Source organism: Archangium lansingense, assembly GCF_026626635.1.
GTDB lineage: Bacteria > Myxococcota > Myxococcia > Myxococcales > Myxococcaceae > Archangium > Archangium lansingense.
This window is the reverse complement of sequence record NZ_JAPNKA010000001.1, coordinates 7,560,759-7,574,986: the sequence shown is the minus strand read 5'-3', so window position 1 is coordinate 7,574,986 and position 14,228 is coordinate 7,560,759. Positions and strand designations below refer to the sequence as shown.

The window sequence follows — 14,228 nt, the reverse complement described above, 5'->3', positions numbered from 1 at the left end:
GTGAACCGGACTGGCGCGCTCGCGGTGGCTGCGCTCGGGCTGTTGGGCCTGGGCGTGCTGGCACGCGGCCGCTGGCCGGACTCCACGCCCGCGCTGGACTGTGAGCCCGGCGCGGTGCGTGTGGTGGACGGTGTCGCGGTGTGTGGTGAGGGCGCTGTGCCTTCCGCCTCGCAGCGCCTCCTGCTGGGACAGCGGCTGGACCTCAACGAGGTGTCCGAGGCTGAGCTCGCGAAGGTGCCCGGGGTGGGGTCCTCGCTCGCCCGGCGCCTCGTTCAAGCGCGTGAGGCCCAGGGCCGATTCGTCTCCTGGGAGCAGGTGTCTGAGGTGCCGGGCGTAGGCGCAGCCCGGCTGGAGACCCTCCAGGCAACAACCGAGCTACGGTAGGCGCCAGCGGCCCGAGGCGTGTGGTAGATACCGTGTGTGGAGATCGCCTGCCCCCAGTGCTCGATGCAGTATGCGCTCGACCCCCGGTTGCTTCCGCCCGGGGGCGTACCGGTGCAGTGCACCCGTTGTAGCCACGTCTTCATCGCCGCACCGCCGGCCCAGGCGACGACTCAGGCCACGCAGGTGTTTGGGGCTGTCCAGACGCGTCCCACGACCCAGCCCAATCTGAACTCCACGCTGCTCTACGGCGAGAACAAGGCCGGCACGCCGCCGTCTGCCATGACGACGCAGGCGTTTGGAGCGCTGCCTCAGGTTCCGCCCGTGGCGCCGGTGGGTAACAAGCCCCAGCCCTCCGCGACGAGGACGCCGCCGTCTGCCATGACGACGCAGGCGTTCGGAGCGCTGCCTCAGGTTCCGCCCGTGGCGCCGGTGGGTAACAAGCCCCAGCCCTCCGCGGCGGGGACGCCGCCGTCTGCCATGACGACGCAGGCGTTCGGAGCGCTGCCCCAGGTTCCGCCCGTGGCTCCCGTGGCGAAGCCTGCGCCCGCGGCAAAGCCTCCCCCTGCCGCGAAGCCGCCAGCGGCGGCGAAGCCCGCGCCCGCGGCCAAGCCCCCACCGGCCGCGAAGCCTCCGGCGGGCACGGCTCCTCCTGTTCCCACGGGGACACAGGTGTTCGGTGCGGTGCAGCAGCCGCAGCCGCAACCTCAGGCAAAGGTCCCGAGTCCCTCTACGGCGCAGTTCCTGGTGCTCGGCACCGAGGTTCCCGAGCCTCAGGCCGCCCCACGTCCCCAGGCGGCCAGGCCGCCCTCCGCGACGGGGACGCCGCCCTTTGGCTCCAATCCGCAGGGAGCTCCCGTGACCAGGCCCGCGGCGGGCCAGGCCCCCATCGGGACGACACAGGTGTTCGGCGCAGTGCCCGCGCAGCCGCCCACGGTGCCGACTCCAGCATCGGCTCCAGCTCCAGCAGCGGGGACGCCGCCTCCCGTATCCGCGACCCAGTTGTTCGGCGCCGCTCAGGTGAGCGGTGCACCGGCAGGTGCTGCCTCGGGCTCGCAGCCCGGACAGCCCACGGCGGGTCCTGCTTCGCAACCTCCGGGACTGCATCCTCGGACCCCATCGCGAGAGACTCCCGCGGTTCCCGCGCCTCGCCCGCCTGCTCCCGAGCCGATGGTGGCGGTCGCAGCGACGACGCCCATCGAGCTCCCTGAGGAGATCCTGGTCCAGCTGAACCGCCCGCTCGAGGAGCTGATGGCGGAGGCGTCTTCCGAGGACAGAGGGTCCTCGGGGGCGCCGGGGCCGTCCCTGACCAAGCCCCTCGAGCTGCCGCCGGAGCTGCTCGAGCAGGCCGTCGAGAGCGCCAACAAGGCCGCGAGCCGAGGCAACAAGCGTCCTGAGTCGGGCGGCAAGGGCCGGGTCCTGCTCATCGCGGGCGGCGCGCTCGTGCTCATCCTGACGGCGTTCCTGACCTCGCCTGCCTGGCTCTCGAAGACCCCCACCGTGCCGCCTGAGGCGAGGGCCGCTCGGGACGAAGCGCTGGCGCTGCTGCGGCGGGACGACGCGACCTCGAAGGAGGGGGCCCTCTCGCGATTGAATGCCTTGTCGGCTGCGCACCCCCAGAGCGTCGAGCTCCTGGCGGAGGTGGGCACCGCGCTCGCCATGCACCTGGACGACACCCAGGTCCAGGTGGCCACGGCTCGGCAGAAGGTGCAGCGGCTGAAGTCCCAGATCGACCGCCTCAATCAGGTCCAGACACCGGCCGACTGGCAGATCCGTGTCAACACCATGCGGGACGAGTTCAACGCTGCGCAGAAGATCCTGACCCCGCTCGAGGAGCGCGCCTCGGTGCTCTCCAAGGAGGCCGTGCAGGTCCTGAAGAAGCTCGCGGCGGCTCCCGCGGAAGAGGAGCGGGCGCCCGCCCTGGTGCGTCTGCGGGCCCGCGCCATGATGACTGCCGTCCTGGGCGGAGGCGAGGCGCTCAGCATGGCGGTGCAGCTGGCCCAGGCAGAGCTGCGCGACTGGAGCACCCTCACGATGGCCGAGTACGTACTCAATGCCACCACCCCCGCGGACGCCCAGGTCCCCGAGACGGTCCGAGCGCTCGATCTCATGCGCGAGGCGGACAGCACCTTCCTGCGCACCTACGTGCTGGGGGCGCGCATCGCACTGATGCGCAACGAGCCGGCTGCCGCGCTGCCTTTGCTGGACACGGTGAACACCCTCAACCCCAAGCATGAGCTGGCCCAGCAACTCCATGTGCACGCGGAGGAACTGGTGAAGCAGGCAGCCGAGCCCAAGACCACGCCGGCTCCCGAGCCAGAGACCCCACCGGAGCCCGAGGTTGTCTCGCCAGCACCTGAGGAAACGCCCGCGCCCGGAGCCGAGACCACGCCGGCGCCCACCACCGAGGCCACCCCCGCGCCCTGACCTGGGGGTGCAATTCCTACCCTCAGGGAGGAAAAGAAGTTCCCACTGTTCGGAGTGAGCCGGGTGCTTGCGCTCATGCCCCAGAGGACAGGTTCCGGCTCGGGAGTCGGTATGTGCCTTGCTTTGTCCTGACGCGACTCAACGTGTGTCGACGGTCGGGGAGGCAGGGGTGATGGCGGAGCTGGTGTTCTGGTGTGCCGCGTTGATGTTGGTGCACACGTACTTTCTGTACCCGGTGGTGCTGTTCGCCCTGGATGGGGTGGTGCAGGTGCTGCACAACGTGCGCTACATGCGCTCGGGTGCGAGCCGGCGCCGGGCTGGGCAGCAGGCGAGCGAGCTGCCCCGGGTGAGCCTGGTGGTGGCGGCCTACAACGAGGCGAGCTGCATCGAGGAGAAGCTGCGCAACAGTCTGGCGCTGGACTATCCCGAGAGGCGCTTCGAGGTGCTGATTGGCTCGGACGGCTCGACGGACGGGACGGACGAGCTGGTGGAGCAGTGCACGGACGAGCGGGTGAGGCTGTCGGCGGCGCCGCGCGGGGGGAAGACCTCGGTGCTCAACCGGTGCATCCCCATGGCGAAGGGCGACATCGTGCTGCTCTCGGACGCGAACACGATGATCGAGCCGGAGGCGGTGAAGCGGCTGGTGCGGCACTTCGAGGACCCCGAGGTGGGGGCGGTGTGCGGGCGGCTGCGGCTCTTCAACCCGACGAAGGCTGAGTACGAGGAGAGCACGTACTGGACCTACGAGTCGCTCATCAAGTTCTACGAGGGCAAACGTGGCGCGGTGGTGGGGGCGAACGGGGGCCTGTACGCCATCCGGCGCTCGCTGTTCAACGCGCTGCCGCCAGCGACGATCGTGGACGACTTCGTGATTCCGCTGCGGATTCTCGAGAAGGGCTACAAGGTGGTCTACGAGCCCGAGGCGGTGGCGCACGAGGAGACGACGGAGGACTACGGGAAGGAGTTCGGGCGGCGGGCGCGCATCGCGGCGGGCAACTTCCAGAGCCTGAGGATGGTGCCGGGGCTGCTCTCGCCGCTGTCGGGCTTCCCGGCGTTCGCGTTCTGGTCACACAAGCTGCTGCGCTGGTGCGCGCCGGCGCTGATGGCACTGGCGCTGGTGGCCAACCTCTTCCTGCTGAACAGCCCGCTCTACAAGCTGATGCTGGCGGGGCAGGTGCTGTTCTACGGGCTGGCGTACCTGGGGAAGAAGGGGACGTTGAAGGGGACGGCGCGCAAGGTGGCGTCGGTGGCCTACTACTTCGTGACGATGAACCTGGCGATCGTGGTGGGCTTCTGGCGGTTCCTGAGGAACACGCAGCGGGCCGCGTGGGATCGCACGGCCCGCGTCCCCTCGTCGACGTAACTCCCTCTCCCTTTGGGAGAGGGCTGGGGGTGAGGGGAGTCGCTTGCATGGGAACATCGAGGAGGCTCACGAGGGGCGCTGTGCCTCGGTGTTCTTGCGCAACGCGGCGGGGAGTGCGAACGCCGTGACGAGGGTGGCCACCGTGCCTCCGGCCCCGGCGATGAACAGCGTCACTGGGGCCGAGGTGGCGTCGAGCAACAGACCGCCGCCGACGTAGGACAGCGCGGCGGCGACGCCGATGGCACCGTAGAGATTGCCAAACACCCGGCCGAGCAGCTCGGGGGGAACCAGTCGCTGGAGCAGGGTGTTGGTGGCGACGTCCATTGCCGCGAGACCGACCCCGCGCACGGTCTGCATGGCGAACGCGGCGGAGACGGCCCAGGCCAGCCCGGTGAAGAGGTTGCCGACGCTGCTCACCGCGAACCCAAGGAGCAGCAGCGCCACCATGGACGCGCGTGAGCCTTGATGCGCGAGCAGCACGTAACCGACCAGCAGCCCGATTCCGACAGCGCCGAGGAGAAGCCCGACCGCCGAGTCTCCGGCGCGGAGCGTGTCCTTGGCCAGGACCACCAGGGCGACGTCATCGACTCCGTTGAATGCGACGACGGCGAAGAAGCCCAGGGCGATGACCCGGACCGCGGGGGTCGACAGGATGTAGCCGAGGCCGATCTTCGCGTCATGGAGGAGTGACGGCGGATTCTCCTGCCCGGCGGAAGCCGATGGCAGCGAGGGGAGGGTGGCGAGAATCACCGCCGAGACGAAGAACGAGGCGGCATCGACGAGGAGCACGCCGCGGATCCCCACGAGGGGAAGGAGCGCCGCCGCGATCAATGGACCGAGGGCCTCGGCGCCGTTCGTCCCGAACCCGAGGGTGGAGTTCGCGGCCTCCAGGTCATCACTGGGCACCAGCGCGGGCACCGCCGCGCGAGACGCAGGCTGGAATACCTGTCCGGCGACGGCACGTGCCGCCACCAACGCCAGCAACAGGGGCAGCGGTGGCATCGTGAGCGCGATGAGGACGAGGAGTGCACCCTGGATCAGCTCGCAGGTGATCATCACCCGCTTGAGGTCGAACCGGTCGCTGATGGCCCCGGTGAGCGGGCTCAACAGCGCCGGGGCAAAGTCGCCGACGAGCAGCAGCAGGGAGACGGCGAGGGCCTGGCCTGTCGTGTTGGCGACATGGAGCATGAGCGCGACCAGGCTGAGCGCATCTCCAGCGAAGGAGATGGCTCGAGCGGTCCATAGGGACCGGAATGCCCGGTGACGGAGCAGGAGCATGCCCTTCCTTTTCCTCAGATTCCCGCGAAGGGAAAGCTCAACTTCTTGAGAGCGTGAGCGCCCGGTCCATCGCCCAAGGGTAGGTAATCTCAGGAGGTTGGGTGTGGCCTGCCCCTTGCTCACGTTCGCGCGGTCTCGAGAATAGGAGGCGGTCTCATGTTTCGAGTGATGGTGTGCCTGTTGGGATTGGGTCTGGTGAGTGCCTGCGGGTCCGACGCGGAGGAGTCGAATCGCCGGGGCCGCCTGTCCCTACGCGCGGGGAAGGTGTTGACCGACGGGCCCGAGTGCGGCGTGGACCTTCCCGCTTGCCCGGAGAAAACGAGCTGTATCGCGTTCACCCTGGACGGCGCGACGCGAGCGCAGTGCCTGGATGAGGCAACCCTCTGTACGGACCTTCTCGAGTGCACGGGGGGCACCACCTGCGCCGTTCTGGCGTCCTATCCCGGCCAGGTGATCTGCTCGGGGAAGTGCCAGGGCGACGACTGCGACGACTCCGTGTCCTCCAGTCCGTAACCGTGAGGCGCGGCGGGGCCCCATGACCCAGCCGCGCTCCTGGCCCTTTAGCGCTTGCCCGGGGCTGGCGCGGTGGGCTTCTTGCCCTCGGACGCGGAGGGCCTGGTGGTGACGGAGTAGCTCGTGCTCTTCACATTCTTGGGCGCGGGCTCGGTGGGCTTTCGGGGGGCCGGGGGCTCCGCGCGCGTGGGAGCCGGGGCGGGCACGTGGCTCGCCGCCAGCGCTGACTTCAGCGACTCCTGCAACTCACCGCGAACCACCGCGCGGACGTCCTCTCGCACCGCCGCCCGCACCTCCCGCCGGATGACGTCCTCGAGCGCCTCGTCCCGCAGGGCAGCCTTCAGCTCGCTCCGCACCAGGGCCTTCATGTCCTCCTGCAGCTCGCCGCGCAGGCCGGTCTTGAAGTCCGTCAGGTCCGTCTTGAGCGATGCATCCAATCCCTTCACGTCTTTGTGGAGCGGGTCCACCGCCTTACCGATGCCCTCGAGCGTGGCGCCGGTGACGGCCATGATGAGCTGCTGGGTGCTCTCGCTCTGGCTCTTCAGCTCCGTCTTGAACGAGCCCAGCGCATCCCGCATCGCGCCCAGCGAGGCGATCTCCTGCTTGAGGTCCTCCAGCTCCCTTGCTCGGGTGTCCAGCTCGTTCTTCTTCTGCTCGAGCAGTGCCTGGGTGTCGCGTAGCACCATCGTCTGCTGCGAGCAGCGCGCATCAATGGAGATCAGGTTGGCGTAGGTGCTGCCGGTGATCTGACACATGGTCAGCGTCTCCTGCTCGTCGAGCAGCACGAGCGAGACACTCAGCGCGAACATGACGATGGAGAGCATCGACAATGCGGCGCCGCGGGAGATGCGCAGGTTGAGGCCTTGGCGGCCGAGCCAGCCTCGCCGCTGCAGGCCCAGGACCCCCGCCAGCGAGATGACCACCAACGACACCAGCGACAGCAGCTTGCCCGGGGAGATCTCCAGCACGAGCTTGGAGAGCAGCTGGATGGCCTCCCACGTCGAGCCCTTCTCGAGGTCGAGCTCGGGGCGACCGGTGCCGTCATCCACGCGGCCCCAGGTGGGCTGGTGTGCCTGACAGCGCCCGCGCATGTCGCTCGCCCACTGGGGCATGTTGCCCACGAGTGGGGTGCTCGGGCACAGGCCAAAGATGTACTTCGTGGTGCCGCTGCTGAACGCGTGGTGCATCCGGTGTCGCTCGGACGCCTTCGCGAGGGCCCAGTTCCACGTGTAGCCAAGGGCGGCGATCGCCAGGAGGAACGCGAGCCAGGGCAGAGCCTTCTTGGCGAAAGTACGCAGCGGCATCGGTGGCGGCTCCTTCGAGGGCACGAGGATCCTCCAGCCGTCTACAGGGGACAACGAGACGTCCGAGCGACTGTCATGCACCACGAGTTGTGGCGCTTTCCCCGGAGGGTCCCCTACGTTCACCCCATGCCCGAGAACACAATCGCCAGGCTGCTCGTCCTCAAGGCGGCCTGGCTCGAGAAGCGCGTCTGGCCCGACCTGGCTGCGGACCCCGAGCAGCGCCCCTTACTTCGTTGATTGTCGGTATCACCAATTCTAAATGCCCACGGGGGGGTGGACTGGTTAATCAGCCGGTTCTGAACGCTTCGCTCCCCCCGGAGTTCCCCCCCGATGGCCGCAGATTCCCTGTTCCGCCCCTTCACCCATAAGTCGCTGACGCTGAAGAACCGCATCGTCATGGCGCCCATGACGCGCTCGTTCTCGCCGAGTGGTGTCCCGACGTCCGATGTCGCCGCGTACTACCGCCGCCGGGCCGAGGGGGACGTGGGTCTCATCCTCTCGGAGGGGACGGTGGTGAACCGGCCCTCCGCCAAGAATGACCCCAACGTTCCCAACTTCCATGGGGAGCAGGCGCTGACGGGCTGGAAGCGCGTCATCGACGAGGTGCACGCCGCGGGCGGGAAGATGGGCCCCCAGCTCTGGCACGTGGGCTCGGCGCGCAATCCCATGGCGAACTGGGTCGCTCCGCCCCCGGTGGATGCCCCCTCCGGTCTGTCCTCGCCGGGCAAGCGTTTCACCGAGCCGATGACGGACGAGGCCATCGCCGACACCATCGCCGCTTTCGGAAAGGCGGCAGGGGAGGCGAAGCGGCTGGGCTTCGACGTGGTCGAGATCCACGGTGCACACGGGTATCTGGTCGACCAGTTCTTCTGGGCCGGCACGAACGAGCGGACCGACGCCTTTGGTGGAGCCACCCTCGCCGAGCGCTCCCGCTTCGCCGCCGAGGTGGTGAAGTCCATCCGCGCCGCCGTTGGCAAGGACATGGTGGTCATCCTGCGCCTGTCCCAGTGGAAGCAGCAGGACTTCACCTTCAAGCTCGCCAAGACGCCCGAGGAGATGGAGTCCTGGCTCACGCCTCTCGTCGAAGCCGGCACGGACATCCTGCACTGCTCGCAGCGCCGGTTCTGGGAGCCCGAGTTCGAGGGCTCGGAGCTCAACTTCGCTGGCTGGGCCAAGAAGCTCACCGGGAAGCCGACGATCACGGTTGGCTCGGTGGGGCTCTCCGGTGAGTTCACGGCGGCCTTCCGGGGCGAGAGCTCCAAGCCCGCGTCGCTCGACAACCTGCTGCGCCGTCTGGAGCGGGAGGAGTTCGATCTCGTGGCGGTGGGCCGTGCGCTCCTGGCCGATCCTCAGTGGGTCCGGAAGGTGCGCGAGGATCGCCATGACGAGCTGCAGGACTTCCACAAGGAGGCGCTCGCCCGTCTGGCGTGAGGAGCGAGGGCGGGGCCCGGGGGTCGTGGCGCGTCAGCGCAGCCAGGCGAACGCGCGCTCGAGCTGGGCCGTCGCATCATCGAGATAGATGCGGCCGTGAGCGAAGAGCACCCGACGAGGCTGCCATCCCAGCATTCGCTGGTAGCAGGCGCGCGCTTGCGGCTTCCGGCCCCAAGCCGTCGCCTGCACCTCTCGCGGTGTCTGCCCCGGCCACATGGTGCCGGCCAGCTCGAGCAGCCATCGCAGGCGTGGCCGGACGCGCTCTCGTTCGAGTGCCATGACCAGATCCGCCAGGATCAAGGTCGAGGACGCCCGATGGAAGAACACGACCTCTTCCATGAAGCGGCTGCCTCTGAAGACGAGCTGTTCGATGTCCTGCGTCCATGACGAGGGCGTGTCGTCGTCGAGCTCGGCATCGAACGCGACATCGATCTTCCGCGATCGTGCACGCTCACGGACTCCCGGAGATGCCCAGGCCGTCGCACGCGGGTAGCGTTCCTTCCACGCCGGGATGGCCGCGTAATGGAACTTGTTCGGCGAGACGAGGTGCTCGACAGGCCCGAGCGCATCCAACTCCGCGAACAGTTCGGGTGTCGGAGCCGTCGGAGACCAGATCCACAAGCCTCCCGAGCGCAGCCGGATGATCGCCATGCGCGTGGGAAATGGCAGTGAGACCGGGCCATAGGTCATCTTGATGACGGGCCCATCCACCCACCAGATCCCGTCGGAGAGCGGCTTGAGTGTCGAGAGTGGAGCGTAGGGAAGTATCCCGTCGCACCACCCCAGGACGTGGTCGGTGCTCTCTCCGCTTTCCGAAGCCATGGTCTCGTCAGCTACCGCCGGGCCACGGCCGCGGGCTTGGAGTTGGGCTTGGACTCGGGCAGCACGGAGCCGTAGGCGACGAAGAGCTGCCCGGTGAGCACGGGCATCTTCCTGGCCCCGGGCACCCGCAGCATGTCGTTGAGCACCTCGCCCGTGCGCGGATCCCTCCGCAGGCTTGGCTTGGCGAGGTTCATCCGGTAGCGCACCACGCCGCGTTTCACCCGGTGGATGACGACGACGGTGCCATCACTGGCGACCTCGTCCACCAGCCCCACGTGGGTAAGCCCGTCGTTTCGGCGCCCGTCGCGGTTCTGGTCATAGGTCTCGCGGAAGAACACCAGGTCCCCGGGCTTCGGCTTGCCCCGGGTGAAGACGCGGCCATGGTCACGGGCGTAGCGGTAGATCGCGGTGACGCCGTTGTCCCCGGCCACCCCGGCGCCGCGGAGGGAGAGCCCGGCTCGCGCGTACACGCCCTCGACGAAGCCGGTGCAGTCATCCGGCCAGGTGCGCCCGGCGACCTTCACCTTGCGGCTGCCCACGAGCCCTCGGGCCGTGGCGAGCACGTCCTCTCGGCTGGCGGCGGGAGGGGGAGGGCGCACCTGCTTCGGGGCGGCAGGTGAGGGGGCGGCCACGCTCAGGGGGGCCTTGGGCGCGGCGGCGGGCGTCAGCGGGCTGTAGCGGTAACCCCTGGCGATTACACCCCCGCCCATGGGCCTGCCGGTGGCGCATCCGGTCATCACCAGCAGTCCGGCGAGCAGCACGCAGAGCCTCATGTCGCGACCTCCCTGTAGCGAGTCCACGGCGGATGGTCGGGCGGACCGGGGGTGTCGTCAAAAAACCTACCCAGCCAGGCGGGCGAAAAGGCTCGGGTTTTTCACCCCGAGGCGTGGTGGTAATTCTGCGGTGATGCGCAAGCTCCGAGCCCTCTCCTTGCTGTTGCTGCTGACCGGCTGTGGCGCGCCCCGGGCGTACCAGCGGGCGCGGGATGCCGACACGTTGGAGGCGTACCGCGCGTTCCTGCGTGAGTACCCGGAGGGAGACGACGCCGAGGCCATCGAGGTGCGCGTCACCGAGCTGGAGTTCGAGGAGGCCTCGAAGCTGCACACGGTGCTGGCCTACAAGCGATTCCTGGAGGCGAACCCGGAGGGGCCGCAGGCCCGGGCGGCTCGGGCGCTGCTGGAGGGCCTGCGCTTCAACGCGGCGAAGGATGCAGGCACGGCGGCGGCGTTGCGGCAGTTCCTGCGAGACCATCCGGACGGGGCGCAGCGCGAGGAGGCGCAGCGGCTGTTGAAGGAGGCGGAGCTGAAGGAGCTGTCCACGACGAAGGACACGCAGCAGCTCAGAGAGTACCTGCGGGAGTCGCCGGAGGATCCGCGGCGGCTGCGGGTGGAGGCTCGGTTGGACGATGAGAGCTTCGCTCGGGCGGAGACGGCGGGGGCGGGGCTGCTCTTCGCGTACCTGCGGGACTTTCAGGCGGGGCGCTACCGCGAGCAGGCGAAGGTGCGGCTGCTGGAGCTGGAGGTGGAGGGGCTGCTCGTCTCGGGGCTGCTGGAGGAGGCGGAGGCGCGCGTGGCGGGGCATCCGTTGGGGGCGAAGCTGAAGGACTTCCCGGCGCGCCTGGCTCGGGCCCGTGCCGAGCGCGTGGTGTTGCGCAGCTCCGAGCCACTGGTCCAGTCGGCGCAGGTGGGGCACTACCTGCGGAGCATCGAGGATCTGCGGGGCGCGCTGCTGGCGCCGGACCCGATGGACCGGTGGCAGGCAGCGGAGGAGCTGGGCCAGCACGTGTCGGTGAAGGCGTTGGATCCCCTGCTGGAGACCTTCCGAGCGGGGCGCAATCCGCTCATCCGGCAGCGGGCGCTGGACGGCTTGAGGACGGTGCTGCGCGCGCTGCCGAAGCCGGTGGCGGACTACGAGGTGGCGGTGAGGCTGGAGTCGCTGCGCGAGAAGGCGGGGAGCCCGGAGCTGTACGTGTCCATGGCGGCGCTGTTGGATCTGTCGGGGCGGCTGGGCGAGGCGTCCACCGAGTACCAGCGAGCTTTCGTGCCGGAGGAGCCGGACCCGGTGGTGCTGCGTCGCTGGGTGCAGCTACGCGAGGAGCGGCGCCAGTCCTTCTCGGCGGCGGTGGCGGCGCGGCAGCTCGCGCTGTGGGCGCTGCGGGTGGCGCGCGAGGAGTCGATCTCCTCCGAGGGGAACGTGCCCCTGGCGGCGTCGAGGCAGCTCTGCGCGGCGGTGGACAACGCACGCATCGCGGCGGAGGCGATCGCCCGGGCCCGGCAGGCGAGCACCGAGTTCCCCGAGGACCTGGACGGCTTTGCGCTGGCGGCGTCGGACGCGCTGAAGCTGGCGGAGGCTCGGCTGGCGGACGCGGAGCTGCTGCTGCGCGAGCGGTCGCCCGGGGCTCGCACGTGTGGGGACGACGCGGTGCGTGAGCGCCTGGAGAGCGCCGTGTCCGAGCGCCGCGAGGCTCTGCGCGCGGTGGGGGCGAAGCTGCCGAAGCTGGCGCCGCTGCTGCTCGAGGTGGCGCGGGAGAGGGACCCTTCTCCGGAGATTCGCGCTGAGGCCGCCGCCCGGCTCACGGCGCTCCAGACCCACTGAACGGGTATTCCCCCTGGGGAGACCCAGCTGATCCAACAGGTCAGACTGACCAGTAGAGTGAGCCGTACATGGCCACCCGCACGTACACGCTGAAGGCCGCGACGGCGGCCACTGCGCAGCACATCGACTATGAGCGGCTGCTCAACGAGGAGCAGCTGCTTGCGGTTGAAGCGGGGGAGGGGCCTGTCCTGGTCATCGCGGGAGCGGGCTCTGGCAAGACGCGCACGCTGACGTTCCGGGTGGCGCGGCTGCTGGAGCGCGGCATTCCTCCCGAGGGCGTGCTGCTGCTCACGTTCACCAACAAGGCCGCGCGGGAGATGACACGGCGGGTGGAGGAGCTGGCCGGGGCCTTCGCGGACGTGCGCAAGCTGCTGGGCGGCACCTTCCACCACGCGGCGCACGTGCTGCTGCGCCAGCACGCGGGGGCCATCGGCTTCTCTCGCGACTTCACGGTGCTGGATCGCGAGGACGCGCGAGACCTGATGTCCTCCTGCATCGCCGAGCGCAAGCTGCCCCGCGAGCGGCGCTTCCCCAAGGCCGAGGTGGTGTTGGATCTGGTCTCCATGGCCGCCAACCTGCAGCTCTCGGTGGCCGAGGTGCTGGTGGAGCGCCGGCCGCAGTTCCTGCCCCTGGCCGAGGAGGTGCTCGCGGTGGCCCGCCGCTTCGCCGAGCGCAAGGGGCGCATGCACCTGATGGACTTCGACGATCTGCTGGTGATGCTCAAGCGGCTGCTCGTCGACAACCCCATCATCCGCGAGCAGCTCATGGAGCGCTTCCATTGCGTGCTGGTGGACGAGTACCAGGACACCAACCGGTTGCAGGGCGACCTCGTGGACCTGCTCGTTGGCGAGCGCCGCAACCTCACCGTGGTGGGCGACGACTGCCAGTCCATCTACAGCTTCCGGGGCGCGGACTTCACCAACATCATCGACTTCCCCAAGCGCTACCCGGGCTGCGGCATCTACCCGCTCACTCGCAATTACCGCTCGACGCCGGAGATCCTCCGGCTGGCCAACGCCTCCATCTCGCTCAACCAGCGCCAGTTCTCCAAGCAGCTCATCTCCTCTCGCGCTCCGGGGCCAGTGCCGGTGCTGGTGTCCACCCTGGACATGGATCAGCAGGCGGCCTTCGTGGCGCAGCGGGTGCTCGAGTTGCGCGATGGGGGCATGCCGCTGGAGCAGATGGCGGTGCTCTACCGGGCCCACAGCCACTCCATCGAGCTGCAGCTGGAGCTGGTCCGCCGGGGCATCCCTTTCCGGGTGCGCTCGGGCGTGCGCTTCTTCGAGCAGATCCACGTGAAGGATGTGCTCGCGCACCTGCGGCTGGCGGGCAACCCGCGCGACGAGCTGGCCCTCAAGCGCATCGTCAAGCTGGTGCCCGGCATCGGCCCGGCCAAGGCGGAGGCCCTCTGGGAGGCGCTGCTGGCCCTGCCTCCGGAGCTGTCCCTGGTAGAGGCCCTGGCCCGCCCCGAGGTCCAGGCCGAGGTGCCTCGGAAGGCCGCGCCGGGCTTCGGCCGGCTGATCCAACTCATGGAGCGGCTGGGAGCCCCTGGGTCAAACCTGACACCGGGGCGGATGATCCAGGACGTGTTGGCGGGAGGCTACGGCGAGTACCTGCGGACGGAGTTCCCGGAGGAGGAGCGGCGCGAGGACGACATCCGGCAGCTGGCGGAGTTCGCCGGGCGCTTCGAGGATCTGCCGCGCTTCTTGTCGGAGATCGCGCTGGTGGCCGAATTCTCGGCCCGGGAAGCGACGGGCGAGCCCCCGGACGAGAGCCTCACGCTCTCCACCGTGCACCAGTCCAAGGGTCTGGAATGGCAGGCGGTTTTCGTCATCTCCCTGGCCGAGGGCCGCTTCCCCCTGCCCGGGGCTGCTCGCACGCCGGACGAGGAGGAAGAGGAGCGTCGGCTCTTCTACGTGGCGGCCACGCGGGCCAAGGATGAGCTGGCGTTGTGCTACCCGATCTCCGCGGTCCTGAGAGGGGGCGAGCGGGCGATCCTCCGGCTCTCTCGCTTCGTCGAGGAGCTACCGGTAGGAGAAGAGGCGCCCTACGACCGGCTGATCGTCGAGACGAGAACTGCGCAACCCGGCTCCTGACGTGATACAGAGTAGTAC

The 14,228-nt window shown here is 69.3% G+C and carries 11 protein-coding genes; 7 read left to right on the top strand and 4 right to left on the bottom strand.

All coding sequences use genetic code 11. The features are described from left to right. The 3 genes from OV287_RS30225 (at window position 1) to OV287_RS30215 (ending at window position 4,171) form a co-directional block, all read left to right on the top strand. A complete protein-coding gene (locus OV287_RS30225) occupies window positions 1-384 on the top strand; it encodes a ComEA family DNA-binding protein (RefSeq protein ID WP_267537513.1) in 384 nt (127 codons plus the stop codon). Window positions 385-420: 36 nt separating this feature from the next. After that, window positions 421-2,808 (top strand): zinc-ribbon domain-containing protein, encoded by a 2,388-nt coding sequence (locus OV287_RS30220; RefSeq protein ID WP_267537512.1) that lies wholly within the window; start codon window positions 421-423, stop codon window positions 2,806-2,808. 172 nt (window positions 2,809-2,980) lie between these two features. Further along, on the top strand, window positions 2,981-4,171 hold the full coding sequence (locus OV287_RS30215) for a glycosyltransferase family 2 protein (RefSeq protein ID WP_267537511.1): 1,191 nt from the start codon (window positions 2,981-2,983) through the stop codon (window positions 4,169-4,171). Between the two features lie 66 nt (window positions 4,172-4,237). On the opposite strand, the gene OV287_RS30210 is transcribed toward OV287_RS30215, so the two are convergent. Then, window positions 4,238-5,449 carry an MFS transporter gene (locus OV287_RS30210; protein WP_267537510.1) on the bottom strand — a complete coding sequence of 404 codons (1,212 nt, stop codon included), beginning with the start codon at window positions 5,447-5,449 and terminating at the stop codon, window positions 4,238-4,240. Between the two features lie 156 nt (window positions 5,450-5,605). Here OV287_RS30210 and OV287_RS30205 point away from each other — a divergent pair, with 156 nt between their 5' ends. Further along, window positions 5,606-5,962, top strand: coding sequence for a hypothetical protein (locus OV287_RS30205; protein WP_267537509.1), 357 nt, complete (start codon window positions 5,606-5,608; stop codon window positions 5,960-5,962). 47 nt (window positions 5,963-6,009) lie between these two features. On the opposite strand, the gene OV287_RS30200 is transcribed toward OV287_RS30205, so the two are convergent. Next, a complete protein-coding gene (locus OV287_RS30200) occupies window positions 6,010-7,266 on the bottom strand; it encodes a hypothetical protein (protein WP_267537508.1) in 1,257 nt (418 codons plus the stop codon). A gap of 330 nt (window positions 7,267-7,596) precedes the next feature. On the opposite strand from OV287_RS30200, the gene OV287_RS30195 reads away from it, so the two are divergent. Next, a complete protein-coding gene (locus OV287_RS30195) occupies window positions 7,597-8,697 on the top strand; it encodes an NADH:flavin oxidoreductase (protein ID WP_267537507.1) in 1,101 nt (366 codons plus the stop codon). 33 nt (window positions 8,698-8,730) lie between these two features. On the opposite strand, the gene OV287_RS30190 is transcribed toward OV287_RS30195, so the two are convergent. Together OV287_RS30190 and OV287_RS30185 are read right to left on the bottom strand one after the other, a co-directional pair. Then, entirely contained in the window at window positions 8,731-9,519 is a 789-nt protein-coding gene (locus tag OV287_RS30190; RefSeq protein ID WP_267537506.1) for a DUF4336 domain-containing protein, read from the bottom strand. A gap of 11 nt (window positions 9,520-9,530) precedes the next feature. After that, a complete protein-coding gene (locus OV287_RS30185; RefSeq protein WP_267537505.1) occupies window positions 9,531-10,292 on the bottom strand; it encodes a CHAP domain-containing protein in 762 nt (253 codons plus the stop codon). Window positions 10,293-10,425: 133 nt separating this feature from the next. Here OV287_RS30185 and OV287_RS30180 point away from each other — a divergent pair, with 133 nt between their 5' ends. Continuing rightward, window positions 10,426-12,114, top strand: coding sequence for a serine/threonine-protein kinase (locus OV287_RS30180; protein WP_267537504.1), 1,689 nt, complete (start codon window positions 10,426-10,428; stop codon window positions 12,112-12,114). 68 nt (window positions 12,115-12,182) lie between these two features. After that, window positions 12,183-14,210: an ATP-dependent helicase gene (locus tag OV287_RS30175; protein WP_267537503.1), complete on the top strand. Its 2,028-nt coding sequence runs from the start codon at window positions 12,183-12,185 to the stop codon at window positions 14,208-14,210. Window positions 14,211-14,228: the final 18 nt, after the last annotated feature.